Annotated in this window: 19 protein-coding genes and 1 pseudogene; 9 read left to right on the top strand and 11 right to left on the bottom strand. The window is 61.7% G+C overall.

Translation table 11 applies throughout. The annotated features are described in order from the left end of the window. The first annotated feature begins 61 nt into the window (after positions 1-61). From BT264_RS09220 to BT264_RS09200, 5 genes and pseudogenes are all read left to right on the top strand, one after another. Entirely contained in the window at positions 62-1,738 is a 1,677-nt protein-coding gene (locus BT264_RS09220) for a SagB/ThcOx family dehydrogenase (RefSeq protein ID WP_256260596.1), read from the top strand. 67 nt (positions 1,739-1,805) lie between these two features. Next, on the top strand, positions 1,806-2,054 hold the full coding sequence (locus BT264_RS09215) for a hypothetical protein (protein ID WP_256260595.1): 249 nt from the start codon (positions 1,806-1,808) through the stop codon (positions 2,052-2,054). A 65-nt stretch (positions 2,055-2,119) separates the two neighbouring features. Next, positions 2,120-2,839 (top strand): annotated as a pseudogene (locus tag BT264_RS09210) (Crp/Fnr family transcriptional regulator). Positions 2,840-3,087: 248 nt separating this feature from the next. After that, complete coding sequence (locus BT264_RS09205) at positions 3,088-3,291, top strand: hypothetical protein (RefSeq protein WP_072438017.1); 204 nt, start codon at positions 3,088-3,090, stop codon at positions 3,289-3,291. Positions 3,292-3,787: 496 nt separating this feature from the next. Continuing rightward, positions 3,788-4,660, top strand: a complete 873-nt coding sequence (locus BT264_RS09200; RefSeq protein WP_072438018.1) for a slipin family protein — start codon at positions 3,788-3,790, stop codon at positions 4,658-4,660. 309 nt (positions 4,661-4,969) lie between these two features. On the opposite strand, the gene BT264_RS09195 is transcribed toward BT264_RS09200, so the two are convergent. From BT264_RS09195 to BT264_RS09155, 9 genes are all read right to left on the bottom strand, one after another. Then, positions 4,970-5,149 (bottom strand): hypothetical protein, encoded by a 180-nt coding sequence (locus BT264_RS09195; RefSeq protein ID WP_072438019.1) that lies wholly within the window; start codon positions 5,147-5,149, stop codon positions 4,970-4,972. Then, entirely contained in the window at positions 5,146-5,445 is a 300-nt protein-coding gene (locus tag BT264_RS09190; protein ID WP_072438020.1) for a hypothetical protein, read from the bottom strand. Before BT264_RS09190 ends, BT264_RS09195 begins: the two co-directional genes overlap by 4 nt. Before the next feature lie 26 nt (positions 5,446-5,471). Beyond that, a complete protein-coding gene (locus tag BT264_RS09185) occupies positions 5,472-5,813 on the bottom strand; it encodes a hypothetical protein (protein ID WP_072438021.1) in 342 nt (113 codons plus the stop codon). Positions 5,814-5,859: 46 nt separating this feature from the next. After that, the gene (locus BT264_RS09180; protein ID WP_072438022.1) at positions 5,860-6,057 is read right to left on the bottom strand and encodes a hypothetical protein; all 198 of its coding nucleotides are present in this window, start codon (positions 6,055-6,057) and stop codon (positions 5,860-5,862) included. A 19-nt stretch (positions 6,058-6,076) separates the two neighbouring features. Then, entirely contained in the window at positions 6,077-6,289 is a 213-nt protein-coding gene (rpsU, locus tag BT264_RS09175; RefSeq protein ID WP_034181433.1) for a 30S ribosomal protein S21, read from the bottom strand. A gap of 33 nt (positions 6,290-6,322) precedes the next feature. Then, positions 6,323-6,532 carry a hypothetical protein gene (locus BT264_RS09170; protein WP_072438495.1) on the bottom strand — a complete coding sequence of 70 codons (210 nt, stop codon included), beginning with the start codon at positions 6,530-6,532 and terminating at the stop codon, positions 6,323-6,325. A gap of 47 nt (positions 6,533-6,579) precedes the next feature. Next, positions 6,580-6,864 (bottom strand): hypothetical protein, encoded by a 285-nt coding sequence (locus tag BT264_RS09165; RefSeq protein WP_072438497.1) that lies wholly within the window; start codon positions 6,862-6,864, stop codon positions 6,580-6,582. Between the two features lie 735 nt (positions 6,865-7,599). Next, on the bottom strand, positions 7,600-7,803 hold the full coding sequence (locus tag BT264_RS09160) for a cold-shock protein (protein ID WP_034181431.1): 204 nt from the start codon (positions 7,801-7,803) through the stop codon (positions 7,600-7,602). A gap of 297 nt (positions 7,804-8,100) precedes the next feature. Then, entirely contained in the window at positions 8,101-8,385 is a 285-nt protein-coding gene (locus BT264_RS09155) for a hypothetical protein (protein ID WP_072438023.1), read from the bottom strand. 842 nt (positions 8,386-9,227) lie between these two features. On the opposite strand from BT264_RS09155, the gene BT264_RS09150 reads away from it, so the two are divergent. The 4 genes from BT264_RS09150 (at position 9,228) to BT264_RS09135 (ending at position 11,609) form a co-directional block, all read left to right on the top strand. Next, positions 9,228-9,443, top strand: a complete 216-nt coding sequence (locus tag BT264_RS09150; protein ID WP_072438024.1) for a hypothetical protein — start codon at positions 9,228-9,230, stop codon at positions 9,441-9,443. A 413-nt stretch (positions 9,444-9,856) separates the two neighbouring features. Then, on the top strand, positions 9,857-10,129 hold the full coding sequence (locus tag BT264_RS09145) for a metal/formaldehyde-sensitive transcriptional repressor (RefSeq protein WP_072438025.1): 273 nt from the start codon (positions 9,857-9,859) through the stop codon (positions 10,127-10,129). 11 nt (positions 10,130-10,140) lie between these two features. Continuing rightward, on the top strand, positions 10,141-11,421 hold the full coding sequence (gene dmeF, locus BT264_RS09140) for a CDF family Co(II)/Ni(II) efflux transporter DmeF (protein WP_072438026.1): 1,281 nt from the start codon (positions 10,141-10,143) through the stop codon (positions 11,419-11,421). Between the two features lie 2 nt (positions 11,422-11,423). Next, a complete protein-coding gene (locus BT264_RS09135; RefSeq protein ID WP_175959801.1) occupies positions 11,424-11,609 on the top strand; it encodes a DUF1289 domain-containing protein in 186 nt (61 codons plus the stop codon). 150 nt (positions 11,610-11,759) lie between these two features. Here the strand turns inward: BT264_RS09135 and BT264_RS09130 are convergent, their stop codons facing one another. Beyond that, on the bottom strand, positions 11,760-12,494 hold the full coding sequence (locus tag BT264_RS09130; RefSeq protein WP_072438028.1) for a polysaccharide deacetylase family protein: 735 nt from the start codon (positions 12,492-12,494) through the stop codon (positions 11,760-11,762). A 24-nt stretch (positions 12,495-12,518) separates the two neighbouring features. Continuing rightward, complete coding sequence (locus tag BT264_RS09125; protein ID WP_072438499.1) at positions 12,519-13,079, bottom strand: hypothetical protein; 561 nt, start codon at positions 13,077-13,079, stop codon at positions 12,519-12,521. Positions 13,080-13,083 lie beyond the last annotated feature (4 nt).

Below are 13,083 nucleotides of genomic sequence, written 5' to 3'. Positions count from 1 at the left end.
ACTCGCACCTCTGCGAATTCGACGTTGAAGGAAGGGGAAGGCGCGCGCCGGATTCCCCGACATGATGACGGCCGCGCTTCAGCGTCGAGCCATCCGGTTTTGTACAGTGCGTATGCGGTATTCCGGGTCTGAGGTGGACATGGATCGGTCAAGGCATGCGCTGCTTGATTATCACGAACGCAGCAAGCACCGTCTCGACTTGTACGCTCCCGGCCCCGGGAGGCTCGACTGGGCAACCCAGCCGGACCCGTTCCGGGTGTTTCGCGGCGCACCGCGCGTTGCTCTGCCATTAGCCGCGGACACGCTGGCCACGCGCTACAACGCGTTGCGTTGCGGCAACCTGCCGCCCGCGCACGAATTCGATCTGTCCAGTCTGGCAATCCTGTTCGAACTCTCGCTCGGCTTGTCGGGGTGGAAATCCTATGGCACCCAGCGATGGGCACTGCGCTGCAATCCTTCGAGCGGGAATCTGCATCCAACCGAGGGCTATCTTCTGTGTCCGGCCCTGCCCGGCTTGTCCGCAGGCGTCTACCATTACCTGAGCCGGGATCATGCATTCGAACATCGTGTCGCGGTGGACGAGCCGCAATGGGCCGACGCGTTTTCGGGAAGTGGCGTCCTGGTCGGCATCAGCTCGATCCATTGGCGCGAAGCGTGGAAATATGGCATGCGCGCGTGGCGCTACTGCCAACAGGATTGCGGCCATGTCGTCGCCGCGATGAGTTATGCAGCAGCTGCGCTCGGCTGGCAGACGCGATTGATGGAGGCGGCTGCGGATGATGCAGTGGCCGATTTGCTTGGCGTGGACCGCCGCGAAGATTTCAGCGAAGCCGAAGCGGAGGCGCCGGATCTTTTGCTCTGGATCGGCAACCCCGAGATGCGACCCGATCTCGACAGCATGCGGATCGCTTTGGGCAGCGCACGGTGGCACGGGCGCGCCAATCAACTGAGTTCGGGGCATGTGGCCTGGCCGGACATCGATTCGATTCATCGCGCCACGCACAAGACCCGTACTCGCGAACCACCGTCGCCGAACCCGGAGCCGTGCCCGGCGCCGGCGACGCCAGCCCTCGATCTCGGCTTCGCCCGAATCGCCAGACAGCGTCGCAGCGCCGTGAATTTCGATGGCACGACGCGCATCGGCGACGCGGCCTTCTTCAGCATGCTGACCTGCCTGCTGGCACGTCCCGGCACACCGCCGTGGAATGCGCTGACGTCTCCTGTCGCGGTGCAGGTGGCGCTGTTGGTGCATCGCGTCGACGGCCTGGAGCCGGGCCTCTATATGCTCGCAAGAAACCCTGGCGCACTGCAGGATCTCAAGCGATCCCTGCGTCCGGAATGGCTGTGGCAAAAGACCGGGCCGGACGACCTGCCGCTCTATCTTCTACTGCCTTACGATTTGCGCGCGGTGGCAAGGTTGATCTGCTGCCACCAGGATATCGCCGCCGATTCCTGCTTTGCGCTCGGGATGATCGCGAGATTCGAAATCGCATTGAAGCAGCCATGGCGTTATCGCCATCTGTTCTGGGAATGCGGGATGCTTGGCCAGGCGCTCTATCTCGAAGCAGAAGCCGCCGGCGTGCGCGCGACGGGGATCGGCTGCTTTTTCGATGATGAAATGCACGCGTTGCTCGGCGCGAAGGATCATGCCTGGCAATCCCTGTATCACTTCACCGTCGGTGGCGCGATGGACGATCCACGTCTGTCGGAATTTCCGCCGTACGAGAGACAGCCTTGACGGACAGCCCACGCGTCGATCCTGTCCCGATTCGACCTCTCCGGTCAATTTCACCCGGAGTGCTAGGATGATTGAACACGTGCAGAAAGTCATCATGGACGATTTCACATTCAGTACCAAAACGCACTTTGCGCGCATTCGTGTGATGGAATCTGCGCATGGTGCGTACCGAGGCTATGTGTATTTGCGCCGCACCAACGAGGGGCCGAACGATGATCCCCCATATCCGACCGATTTCGATCGGGAGCAGTACGATCTCGCGCTCGAAGATGCCAAGATCCTCGCGCAGCGTCTGCTTCGCGAGTTCGAGTCTTGAGCCGATGACGCGTCGTGGCGTCGAGCCGCTCCGGGTGGAGGCCGCAATCACTGCGGGAGCGACCTATGTCGGGGCAGCCATCTCCGATTGACAATCATCTGCTCGCAGCCTTGCCGGCAGAAGCTCTGGCGCATATTTCGCCGCATCTTGTGCTGGTCGACATGCCGTTGGGAAAGGTGCTGTACGAGTCGGGTGGCGCGCTCAGTCATGTCTATTTTCCGACGACATCCATCGTCTCGCTGTTGTACGTGATGGAGGACGGCTCGTCAGCCGAAATTGCCATCGTCGGCAACGACGGGTTGATCGGCATAGCGCTGTTCATGGGGGGCGAAACGACCCCGAGCCGCGCGATCGTCCAAAGCGCCGGACACGCTTACCGACTCGATGCACGCATCCTGAAAGACGAGTTCCGTCGAGGCGGGTCGATGCAGCGGCTCTTGCTGCGCTACACCCAGGCGCTCATTACCCAGATGGCGCAAACCGCCGTCTGCAATCGACACCATTCAATCGATCAGCAGCTGTGCCGCTGGCTGCTGCTCAGTCTCGACCGGTTGCCATCGAGCGAACTGAAAATGACGCAGGAGTTGATCGCCAACATGCTCGGTGTCCGACGGTAGGGCGTGACGGAAGCTGCGCTGAAACTTCAGGATGCCGGATTGATCCGCTCCAACTATGGACACGTCGAGGTATTGGATCGCTCCGGGCTCGAAAAGCGTGTGTGCGAATGCTACGGCGTGGTCAGGCGAGAATTCGACCGCTTGCTTCCCGATTTGAAACGAATTTAGAACCGGCACCGAGGCCACGCGCCTGTCCGTGCCATCGGGTTCGTACGGCAGCGTACCGACTGCCGAAGTCCGCAGGCGCATGGTCTTATATGACGCACAGACTGCTGATCGGCCGCCGACGTCATGGAGAGAGGTATGCCGTGATGGAAGCGGGCCGTTGCGATCCGTATCGCCTGAGCAGCTTGATCTCGACTCGGGCGGTGCAAGCCAATCCATGACGAAACGCGGTTTCCTGAGGGAGCTTGTCGATGAACGATCATCCGAAACGAGAAAAGAATTCGCAGGACGGGCAACAGGAACAGGCGGACGCACGCGCGACCGACGACGGCATGCCCGTTGTTCATCCGGACTGGCAAAGACGCCCTACCTTTTCGTGGAAAGCCGTCACACCCAAGCAACGCATTTCCGATGCAAGGAAACGTCTGGGCATGGGTTTTATGTCGAACCATTAACCGAGGCGTAGCAAAACTCCTCGCTCTCAAACAGAACGAGGAGCCGCCCCAGCAAGGCGGAACTCGAAGCCGGCCAAGCGCCGGCTTTTTACTTTGGCACGTCGCTCGTTACGACAAACAGATGAATCCGCTGAGCCCTCGTTCGCGAGCTACGCCAGGACAAGTTCGCGGCACGAGGACCGCGATGCGGTTATGCCATTTCGTTCGTACACTCGGCCACTAACGCTTCGCGGCTTATATGGCTGGCGCGATTTCGCCACGGCATCGATTTTGTCCACGAGCTCCTTGGCGCATTGCTCATACAGTGCATCGACCCGATCGGTCGCTCCGTGGCCCTGTCCGGGTACGTCACCGTACAGATTTGCAGCGCAATCCGGCGCACGTTCTGAACGGGTACCCAAACCGCTGATGCCTGGGTGCCAGAGGGCAACCGGGCGAACGGGTGTCGTGCTTCGTGACGCTGCCGGAAGTCGGCATCATCGAATGGAGCGCCGCCATGAATCCCGTCACACTATTTCTTTCCGCCGCCTTTATGCTTGCCGCGCTAGCCGTCGGCGCCTTGGTCAATCCGTATCTCGCGTTACCCTTCTTCATCGTCGCCGTCCTTGTCGCGCTCTCCGTGAAAGTGGCAAATGTCTGGGAGAAGTTCGTGATCCTGCGCGTCGGGAAACTGCAGAGCGTCAAGGGTGCCGGTTTTTTCATGATTATCCCGATACTGGACAACGTCGTCGCAGTGATCGACGAGCGTATTCAAACGACGGCGTTCAACGCACAGGAGGCGCTGACCAGGGATACCGTGCCGGTCAACGTCGACGCCATCATTTTCTGGCACGTACACGACGCTCAGAAGGCGGCACTCGCCATCACTGATTACCGGCAGGCCATCGATCGCGTCGCCCAGACCTCGCTGCGGGAGATGATCGGTTCATCGATGCTGGCCACGCTGCTCTCCGATCGAAAGGCTGCCGATGAACACCTGGCAGACGAGATCGGTAGAAAAACCGCAGACTGGGGTATCACGGTACGGTCCGTGGAAACCCGGGATGTGGCGATCCCTGTCGCGCTGCAGGATTCGATGTCACGGCAGGCGCAGGCGGAACGCGAAAAGCAGGCGCGCGTGATACTCGGTTCGGCGGAGGCCGAGGTGGCGGCGAAATTCGTCGAAGCTTCGAAAGTCTATGAAAATCACCCGTCCGCACTTCAGTTGCGGGCAATGAACATCATCTATGAAACGACGAAGGAGCGCGGGGCCACGATCCTGATTCCGAGTTCGATGGTGGACAGCTTGAACCCGGTCCTGGCGTTGGCAATTGCCGGACATGACGCGGCGGAGTCGACATCGCCGCCGACGCTCAAGACAGCGGCCTAGCCATGCAGACAGCGCGTGTCGCTCGCGACCGCGCTGCTCCGTGGCGCGGGGAGCCGTACTAGGCCGAAGCGCGGAACGAGGAAACGCTACGCAGATATGGGTTGGGCACGCCGGACGACGGGCCCCGGTCGCCCGAGCGGTGTCGTTGTGCGGAGCAGCGCTGGATCAAGGCCAGTGCCGAATTCTCGACCCGCCTTGGCCAGTGTGTCTGATGCCGCAACGTCTGCGTTGCAGCCTGCGCGATGCGCTCACGACGACACGAGGCGCGAACGTCAACCGCCGCCTGCGCCGGGAGCAGTGTCGCGTCATTTACTTTACCTGATGGTCGGGACGGAAGTAGCGCCACTTGCTCGCATTGGAGTCGATGCGGGCGTCGTTTTGCGTACGCTTGTCGGTCCGTTCGATGTCGGCCCGGGCGAGGTCGTCTCGCTGCTTTTGCCGGGTTGCCTGATCGCGTCGATCGATTGCCGTGCTTTCCTGGTATTTCATGATTCCCTCGGAGCGAGGTGAGCGGGTTGTCGGCCAGTCGCGGCGAATTCGCCGCGGTTGGTGGGTCGGATCTCTGCTGGAGCGATCTCGCCATCGACGATGTCCCTGCCGAATTGCATCGCCAGTTCGACGGCGAACACCGCCGTTTCCGGCGCGCCTTCGTGGAAAACGGCCGTGTCGCGCGGCGCGGCCGCGGAGGCGGTCGAGGCCGGGCAGCAGCCAGCGGCACGGTTGCCGATCGATCGAGTGATGCGGTTGCTGACGGCGGTCTGCGCCATCTGCGTGATTGGACGCATTGTCGCTCGTGCGAGTGCTGCCGCGATCAGACATGCTCCCTGAGGTAGCGGATGCACTTCATCCGTAGACTCGCCCGACCCGCGAGAGCGTCTCGTGGAGGGGGCGCCGGGTCTTTCGCCGCACCAACGAGCGGTTCCGAAAATGCAGCGTTGTCGACCGGGCGGACCGACTTCGCTATCTGAAGCGACGCATGGCCTATCCAGACACGATCGCGCCACTCACATTTCGCGCGATGGACGATCAGCCAGCCTTGCAGCGATTCGACGAGCTGAAAGGGCGACAGCCACTCGCGAGACTGCCTTTGGGTGACGAGTTGCAGGACAACCAGGAAATAGAGCAAATCAACGTACTTGGTCGGGACGCGCATAGTCCATCTTCTGGTTGTCGATGCTCGCGAGTGTGGCGGCGTCGGCTCATCCCTGGATGCTGAGCGCCTTCTCGATCGCGGCAATCAGTTTGAACGCATCGTCCCGCCCGATCAGAAAACCGCGGCTGGTGTACTCGCATCCGAACGCATAGAAGCTCGGCAGCAGTGTCACCATGTCTTTCTGCTGATCGAAATCGACTTCGCATTTCGTCAGCGGGAAAAACGGCGGCTCTTCGTCCGGCATCTTGTACACGATGTGCTCCCTAGTACATTTTGCGGGGCGGCAACATGCGCTTCGCGCGCAGGCGCTGCCTGGAAACGGCGCTGGCCTTTTTCCGCTTGCGTTCCGTCGTCGGTTTTTCGTAGCTGGTGCGACTGCGCAACTCGCGAATCAGCCCGGTTTTCTCGATGGTGCGTCGGAATCGCCGGAGCGCGACGTCGATCGGTTCGTTGACCTTGAGTGTGACTGTTGTCATGTGGATCCTGTTTGGGAACGTTTGAACGGAAAACTAGCCGAGTCGTGTCATGACGGCGCTCGCTATCTCGTCGGACTCGAATTCCGAATATCCGGCTCCCATCGATAGCGCGCGTACCGCCACGAACATTTGCAGTTCTTGCTGATGGCTTCGTGCCGAGTCGGCGATTCCGGCGGGCAGGACGGTGCCGGTCCAGGTGACCTCACGCCGTCTGATCAAGCCGAGTAGTTCGTCGATGATCATGTTGTCCTCCAAATCGCCGACCGATTGCGTTGCGTTGCCGCGGCGTGTCAGAGCCCGTTGGAAAAGAAGCCCTGTTTCTCGCGATTGTCGTCGATGATGTTCTCGGCGTAGCGCAGCGAAGCGCGACGTGCGTCACCGGCGCTGTCAAACGGGGAGTTGTCGCGCAATCTGAACGTCTGGCTCTGCGTCACCGTGTCGGGGGTGCCGCGAAGGCAAATCTTGACTGCCGCGTCGAAACCGGCATCGTAGTTATGCGGACTGCCATCCGGCGCCGGTACGTGGGGGTAAATCAGTGGATAAATCTCGAATCCACGGTAGACATGCATGCTCATGGCAATCTCCTGGCGTTCGGCCACCACGAATTGCATGGGCGAACACATCCGGCCAGTATCGCCGTTGCAGGGCGTGCCGGTGGGGTGAAAGGGACAACGTTGCAGCGCGAGGGAGGGGCGATGCAGCAAGAGGGTAGATGGAGGGGTGAGCAGCCAGACGGCAAGTGATCGCCCGAATAAACCCATCATACGCGCATCGTTTGTTGGGCGTTCAACTTATTCCGGATTGTGCGCGTCGACGCGCTTCGGCCCATCACGCCGAGATCGCGCTGCACGGCAGCGGTGACCGCCTCTTTGCCTCTTCGTCGCGCAGCGGTTGGCTCGTTCCGCTATTACGGAGCAGGCGGGCGCTTCTTCGGGCGCGATTTCTCGATAGCGGGAGCCTTGGGCGGCACCCAGTTCAATGCCGTGCCGAGCTTGGGCAGGGTCATGGCAGGCTTGGCACGCGGAGGCGCCTTGTTACTGCGAGGTTGACTTCTGGTCATGCGGGTTCTCCTGCTGCGCGGCTTGAGCGATCCGCCGAGCGGGACTCGTCCGATCACGCACGCGCGGCTGGACCTGCGCGCTGCGCGGGGACTGGGCATTTGCATACGCGCATGCTCGACGTCCGAATGCGAAACGGATGACCCGGTCGAGCTTGCATCGGGACGCGTGGCGCCCGCGATGGAGGTGCGTATGCGCAGGAAGCGGCAGTTACGTGCCGCTCCGTGAACGGGACTGACGGCTTGTGGGGACTTACAGGCCGGTAATGTTCGACGCCTGCAGGCCTTTGGGGCCGCTCTTGGTTTCGTAGCTGACTTTCTGGCCTTCGGCGAGCGTTTTGAAGCCGTCGCCGCGAATCTCCGAGAAATGCGCGAACAGATCGTCTCCGCCTGCGTCGGGCGTGATGAAGCCGAAGCCCTTGCTGTCGTTGAACCACTTGACGGTACCGGTATCCATGTTAGATCTCCTGAAAATGGACGAGCGTATGCGCCCTGAATGGACGCGGGAAAAAATAATCAAGGAGGGAGAGGACAACGAATACCGCAGGCCGCGGTTAATGATGGGCAGCAATCGCGCTTCTTGAATACTTCAGCGGCTGACAGTACGCCTCGGCAACGAAGGTGTCAAGCGCTTTCGGCCGAGGGGCAGAACAAGCGACTGCCCAGGAAAATCAGCATTCCATAAAAAATGCGCGAAAAATCCTCGCGCGCGGCCCTTCGTCGGCCCTGGCCGTACGCCGTCCCGACCGCAACGTCAGAGGGTTGCCAGCAAATGCAGCTGATGCTCGGTCTCGGTTCCGGTGATCAACGTGAAGAACCCTGTTTCCCGACGCTCGATCATCGAAAGGCCCTCTGCATCGGAGAAGATGTTCCACGCGACGTCATCGACATGTGCGTACCTTCCGCGCGTTCGCGCGAACGCTCGCAGCAGCGGGCTCGCTTCGCGGCGGAGCACCAGTCGGTCTGCATTCAACACATAGGGTGGCCAGCCGGCACGAAGGACGAGGTAGTGGGGAATGGAACTGCGGTCGATTTTCATGGGTGGCGCTGTTTGTTCCAGGGAGGGCTTACGTTAGCCGGCCCAGCTCGTGTCATTGCGGTCCTTTGAACAGAGCGTCGATGTGGACGCGAAAGACCGTTGGTGACGTGCTCGTCGCTTGTGCGTCGACGCTGCTCGATTCGCTGGACATCGTCGAATGCATCTTCAGTATCGATATTCCCGGTTCGTGCAAACCAGGCACTGCATGCTTCGAATTCATCGGTGCTTCATGATGCCGGCCATGAGCATCGGCTCCCATGCGTGACCTGCCTCCTGAATGCCGGAGCCGTTTTCTGGAACCGGAGGTGCAGCTAGCCCAACTATACGCGCTGCCGTCGTGACTCACACCTCGCTACAGTACGAAGGCACGCTCCGGCGACGGGAATTCAATCGAAATTTCGCTATACAAACGTATAGAACGGCGTAGCATCGAATTATCGGGTGACCAATGACCGATCCCAGCGCCTTGCTCAGCGTGCCCCTCTGAATGCGATTCGGCCTCTCACCGTGGCCGATCGTCCGGGCACCATTGATAGTGCTGACGTTCCCCTCTTGTCCCGTCGCTTGAGCGTGGCTTCGGAGGTATTCCGGAGCAACGGGCTTTCATTTCTGCCTACGGGCGGCACTTCATTCGCCGGTCTATCCGCGACCATCGCTGCGAGGTCGATGCGGATGCTTTCCTGATGTTCGTATCGGGTCGTGCGCCACACTGCAAAAGCGAGATGGCGAGTCGTGAATCCTGTCAGGAGGCCGATCGGACAATGGCACTTCTTGAAGTCCGACGCTTTCTCGCGCTGCTCCCGCGACAGCCTGGTTCGCGGTAACCCAACAGGGAGGAGCCCATGCTCTTCAATTCGACACGGTTCCGAATCGATCCGACACCCCGCAGGGCTGACGGAGAGTACATCGCGCATGTGAGGATCACCACGGTTCTTCTGGATGGAGGCGAGCGGGAAGTGCACGCCAGCGGCGATCTGGCTGGTTTCGATGCGCGCGATGACGCGGTTGCATACGCGACAAAATGGGCCGAAGGATGGCTGACCGCCCAATTTGGTTGAAGCGAGCGCTGCTTGGAGCAAGTCTCCGTCGCACTCGTTTGCGTCGACTGTAACTTCAGCGGCATGACCCGCATTTGTGCTCGGTGTTGAGGCCGTTTGCGGCAGCAGGATCGTGCACAAGACACTCGTTCTACTTTCGCAAGCGGCCAAGGACACAGGCGGCCGACACAACGCCGGATCTGCGGCGTGTGGCTCGCACGGCGACGGCAGGGTGTCGACGAGCGCGCTGCAGTCCTGCCGAGCGATTTCGGCCTGGATCACCGCGTTGCCCGGGAAATGGTCGATCGCCCGAGGACGTCGAAATCCTTGTGCAGACGAAGCGACAGCGTTGTTGTCTTGTTCGGCATACCCCTACCCCCTATATGGAAAATCCTTTCCGGATATACTCCCCCCCGGTATATGAAAGGATTGCCATGAGCCACACCGTCAAGGAAAAGCAGAAGCTGCTGAATCGCGTCCGCCGGATCAAGGGACAGGTCGAAGCGATCGAACGCGCGCTGGAGGAAGAGCGCGGTTGCAACGAAATCCTCCAGCTCATCACGAGCGGCCGCGGTGCGATGAACGGCCTGCTCGCGGTCGTGCTCGAGGATCACATCCGCAGCCATCTTGTCGATGCCGAAGGGCACGAGGACGAGGGCAGCGCGACCGAACAGTTGATCGAAGTCGTTCACAGCTACTTCAAATAATCGGGGCAGGGATGAGCGACTTCAGGAACGACGCCTTCGGTGCAGGGCACGACCACATTTTTCTCGGCGCGGCACACGAACAGAACGAACGCAGGACCTGGATGGTCATCGCGCTGTGCGCGGCAATGATGGTGGCCGAGATCGTCGGCGGGTCGATTTTCGGCTCGCTGGCGCTCATCGCGGACGGGCTGCACATGTCGACGCACGCGGGTGCGATGATGATCGCCGCGCTTGCGTACACCTACGCGCGCCGGCATGCGAGCGACCCGCGATTCGTGTTCGGCACGGGCAAGCTCGGCGACCTGGCCGGCTTCACGAGCGCCATCGTGCTCGCGATGATCGCGCTGCTGATCGGCTATGAAGCGGTCGCGCGTCTGCTCGCGCCCGTTCCAATCCATTTCGACGAGGCCATTCCGATTGCGGTTGCCGGCCTGCTCGTCAACATCGCGAGCGTCTGGCTGCTGAGCGGCGATCATCATGGGCACGGTCATGGACATCACCACGGGGATGGGCACGACGATCACGACCATGACCACCATGAGGCGACGCACAAGGTCTTCGACCAAGGCGGCGCGTTCTTCGTGTCGATCTTCGAAGACGGCGTGCCGCCGGTGTTCCGGATCGCACCGGCGATCTCCGGCACGAAGCTCGGCGACGTCACGGCTGCATCGATCACGACGATTCGTCCGGACGGTACGCGGCAGGCGTTCGCGATGAGCGTGCGCGGTGCGTGCCTGGAGTCGGTCGAGAACATTCCCGAGCCGCATGAATTCAGGGCGATTGTCCGGTTGAACGGGCGCGAGCACGAACTCGCATTCGAGGAGCACGACCATGGCGCGTCCGCGGCGGCGGCGGCGGCGCGCGATCACAACATCCGTTCGGCCTACGTCCACGTGATCGCCGACGCGGCGGTCTCCGTGCTGACGATCGTCGGGCTGCTGCTCGCGCGCGCGTTCGGCTGGCTCTGGATGGACCCGCTGGCCGGCATCATCGGTGCGCTCGTGATCGCGAACTGGTCATACGGATTGATGCGCGACACCGGCGGCATCCTGCTCGACATGAGTGCGGACCGTCGGTTGGCGGACAACGTGCGCAGCGCAATCGAAGACGGCGGCGACACGATCAACGACCTGCACGTCTGGCGTCTCGGGCCGGGGCACATGAGCGCGGTCGTGTCGGTGGCGACGGACGACCCGAAGCGGGATTCGCGCTTCTATCACGGCGTGCTCCAGCGGTTCAAGGATCTGTCGCATGTCACCGTCGAAGTCGTGCTGGCGACGCGGAGGCAATAAGCATGGCGGTCAAATCGCCCTGCATCGACGTGTGCTCGTTCGACGGCAGAACGGGATACTGCGTGGCGTGCCTGCGAACGCGGGACGAAGCGCGCGCGTGGAAGAAGATGACGGATCATCGGCGTCACCAGATCGTGAACGACCGGGGCCGGCGGCAGGCAAAGCTGGCACGGGAAACATCGGACTGATCGCGCACGCGCGGCAATCGCGGTGGCGACGGCCGCGATCCGGAAAACCTGGATTCGACAAAGGCATCGATCCGTGCGCCGGCATCGGCCGGATCGAATTCGGCGCCGACGCTTTACCATTTCGCCATGTCACAAGCGCTGTTCCCGGCGTTACCCGCGCTTGCGCACCCGCCAACGCGCACACTTGAACAGCAATCGAAGCGCACCGACGCCGCCCGCTACCGGAATTCGCGGCAGCAGAAACGGATCGTCGGACGCGTCGGCGCACCCGCGCCGGGTCGTCGTCGCATTGCCGTACCCGGCGGCGATGACCTGATCGCGGACGCGCGCGTCCAGATCGCCGTACGGATAGCAGAACGATTCGACGCGCCGGCCGCTCAACGCTTCGAGCCGCCGCTTCGACTCGGTTACCTGAAGATCCGACACGTGCGCCGGCACGTGTGACAGCGCGACGTGATCGAGCGTATGCGAGCCGATTTCATGGCCGTGATCGTGCCACGCGAGCATGTCCTTGCACGTCATCAGCGGCGAGCGTGCGGTATCGGCGCCCGCATCCCAGTCGTTCTCGCCGCCGAACCGGCCGGCGACGAAATAGCAGGTCGCGGTGAACCCGAGCTCGTCCAGCACCGGCATCGCGTGCGTGAGCACGTTGAGAAAGCCGTCGTCGAACGAAATGCCGAAGACCTTTCCGCTGCGCTCCCCGCGCAGATACGGCTGCAGTTCGCGCACGCTCAGGCCGCGGTAGCCGAGCCGCCTGAACAGCGTCATCTGGCGGCGGAACGCGTCGGGCGCGACGCTCAGGCCGCGCAGCCGGTCGGGCGGCGGCGGCAGCGGGCGTATCTGGTGATACATCAGGATCGGATAGCGCGTGGCGGATAGAAGCATCGGCGGATCGTGACAAGGCAAGGGTTATGCGTCCTTGCGGAAAATCCGCAGGGTCTTGAAGTCGCCGACCTCGACGAAATCGGCATTCGCCGCCCATTGCTCGATGATCGGTTCGGCCTTCCGATAGGCCGACGAGCCCTTGTAGAACAGCAGGTGACCTTCGCGTGCGGTATGGCGGGCGAACAGGTCGAGCACTTCCGCGTCGGTCTTCGCGCCATAGCGGCTGTTCGTCTCGTCGCGGAATTCGCACAGGTGGAACAGCGTGACGACGTCGAACGACGGCAGCAGGTCCGAGTTGCTTGTATAGACGTCGCCGAAATACGCGAGGTAGGTCTTGCTGACTTCCGGCTGCCGCGTGACGAGATCGACATACGACTTGTATTCCTTCGGCGACGCCGTCACGCCGAAGACCGTGTTGTTCAGGTGAGGCCGCGCGCATGCCACGCCGACATGGTGGTGGCCGCCGGTGCCGAAGTGATAGATGCGGATGCCGTTGAGGCGAACGGATTCCAGCCACTCGACGAAGTGCACGTCGCACGGGCACTCCTGCGTCCGGAGGTCCCAATACTTCTTCCAGATATTCATGGCC

The sequence above is a fragment of the Burkholderia sp. NFPP32 genome (assembly GCF_900119325.1).
Taxonomy (GTDB): domain Bacteria; phylum Pseudomonadota; class Gammaproteobacteria; order Burkholderiales; family Burkholderiaceae; genus Burkholderia; species Burkholderia pyrrocinia_C.
This window is presented reverse-complemented; position numbering and strand designations above follow the sequence as displayed.

What these genes read in the sequence shown, in the direction of transcription:
- dmeF (WP_072438026.1), top strand. Translation starts at nt 10,141, where the DNA reads ATGAGCGACTTCAGGAACGACGCCTTCGGTGCAGGGCACGACCACATT.
- BT264_RS09200 (WP_072438018.1), top strand. Translation starts at nt 3,788, where the DNA reads ATGAATCCCGTCACACTATTTCTTTCCGCCGCCTTTATGCTTGCCGCG.
- BT264_RS09145 (WP_072438025.1), top strand. Translation starts at nt 9,857, where the DNA reads ATGAGCCACACCGTCAAGGAAAAGCAGAAGCTGCTGAATCGCGTCCGC.
- BT264_RS09180 (WP_072438022.1), bottom strand. Translation starts at nt 6,057, where the DNA reads ATGCCGGACGAAGAGCCGCCGTTTTTCCCGCTGACGAAATGCGAAGTC.
- BT264_RS09190 (WP_072438020.1), bottom strand. Translation starts at nt 5,445, where the DNA reads ATGCGTCCAATCACGCAGATGGCGCAGACCGCCGTCAGCAACCGCATC.
- BT264_RS09220 (WP_256260596.1), top strand. Translation starts at nt 62, where the DNA reads ATGATGACGGCCGCGCTTCAGCGTCGAGCCATCCGGTTTTGTACAGTG.
- BT264_RS09195 (WP_072438019.1), bottom strand. Translation starts at nt 5,149, where the DNA reads ATGAAATACCAGGAAAGCACGGCAATCGATCGACGCGATCAGGCAACC.
- BT264_RS09170 (WP_072438495.1), bottom strand. Translation starts at nt 6,532, where the DNA reads ATGATCATCGACGAACTACTCGGCTTGATCAGACGGCGTGAGGTCACC.
- BT264_RS09150 (WP_072438024.1), top strand. Translation starts at nt 9,228, where the DNA reads ATGCTCTTCAATTCGACACGGTTCCGAATCGATCCGACACCCCGCAGG.
- BT264_RS09160 (WP_034181431.1), bottom strand. Translation starts at nt 7,803, where the DNA reads ATGGATACCGGTACCGTCAAGTGGTTCAACGACAGCAAGGGCTTCGGC.
- BT264_RS09165 (WP_072438497.1), bottom strand. Translation starts at nt 6,864, where the DNA reads ATGAGCATGCATGTCTACCGTGGATTCGAGATTTATCCACTGATTTAC.
- rpsU (WP_034181433.1), bottom strand. Translation starts at nt 6,289, where the DNA reads ATGACAACAGTCACACTCAAGGTCAACGAACCGATCGACGTCGCGCTC.
- BT264_RS09155 (WP_072438023.1), bottom strand. Translation starts at nt 8,385, where the DNA reads ATGAAAATCGACCGCAGTTCCATTCCCCACTACCTCGTCCTTCGTGCC.
- BT264_RS09205 (WP_072438017.1), top strand. Translation starts at nt 3,088, where the DNA reads ATGAACGATCATCCGAAACGAGAAAAGAATTCGCAGGACGGGCAACAG.
- BT264_RS09215 (WP_256260595.1), top strand. Translation starts at nt 1,806, where the DNA reads ATGATTGAACACGTGCAGAAAGTCATCATGGACGATTTCACATTCAGT.
- BT264_RS09125 (WP_072438499.1), bottom strand. Translation starts at nt 13,079, where the DNA reads ATGAATATCTGGAAGAAGTATTGGGACCTCCGGACGCAGGAGTGCCCG.
- BT264_RS09185 (WP_072438021.1), bottom strand. Translation starts at nt 5,813, where the DNA reads ATGCGCGTCCCGACCAAGTACGTTGATTTGCTCTATTTCCTGGTTGTC.
- BT264_RS09130 (WP_072438028.1), bottom strand. Translation starts at nt 12,494, where the DNA reads ATGCTTCTATCCGCCACGCGCTATCCGATCCTGATGTATCACCAGATA.
- BT264_RS09135 (WP_175959801.1), top strand. Translation starts at nt 11,424, where the DNA reads ATGGCGGTCAAATCGCCCTGCATCGACGTGTGCTCGTTCGACGGCAGA.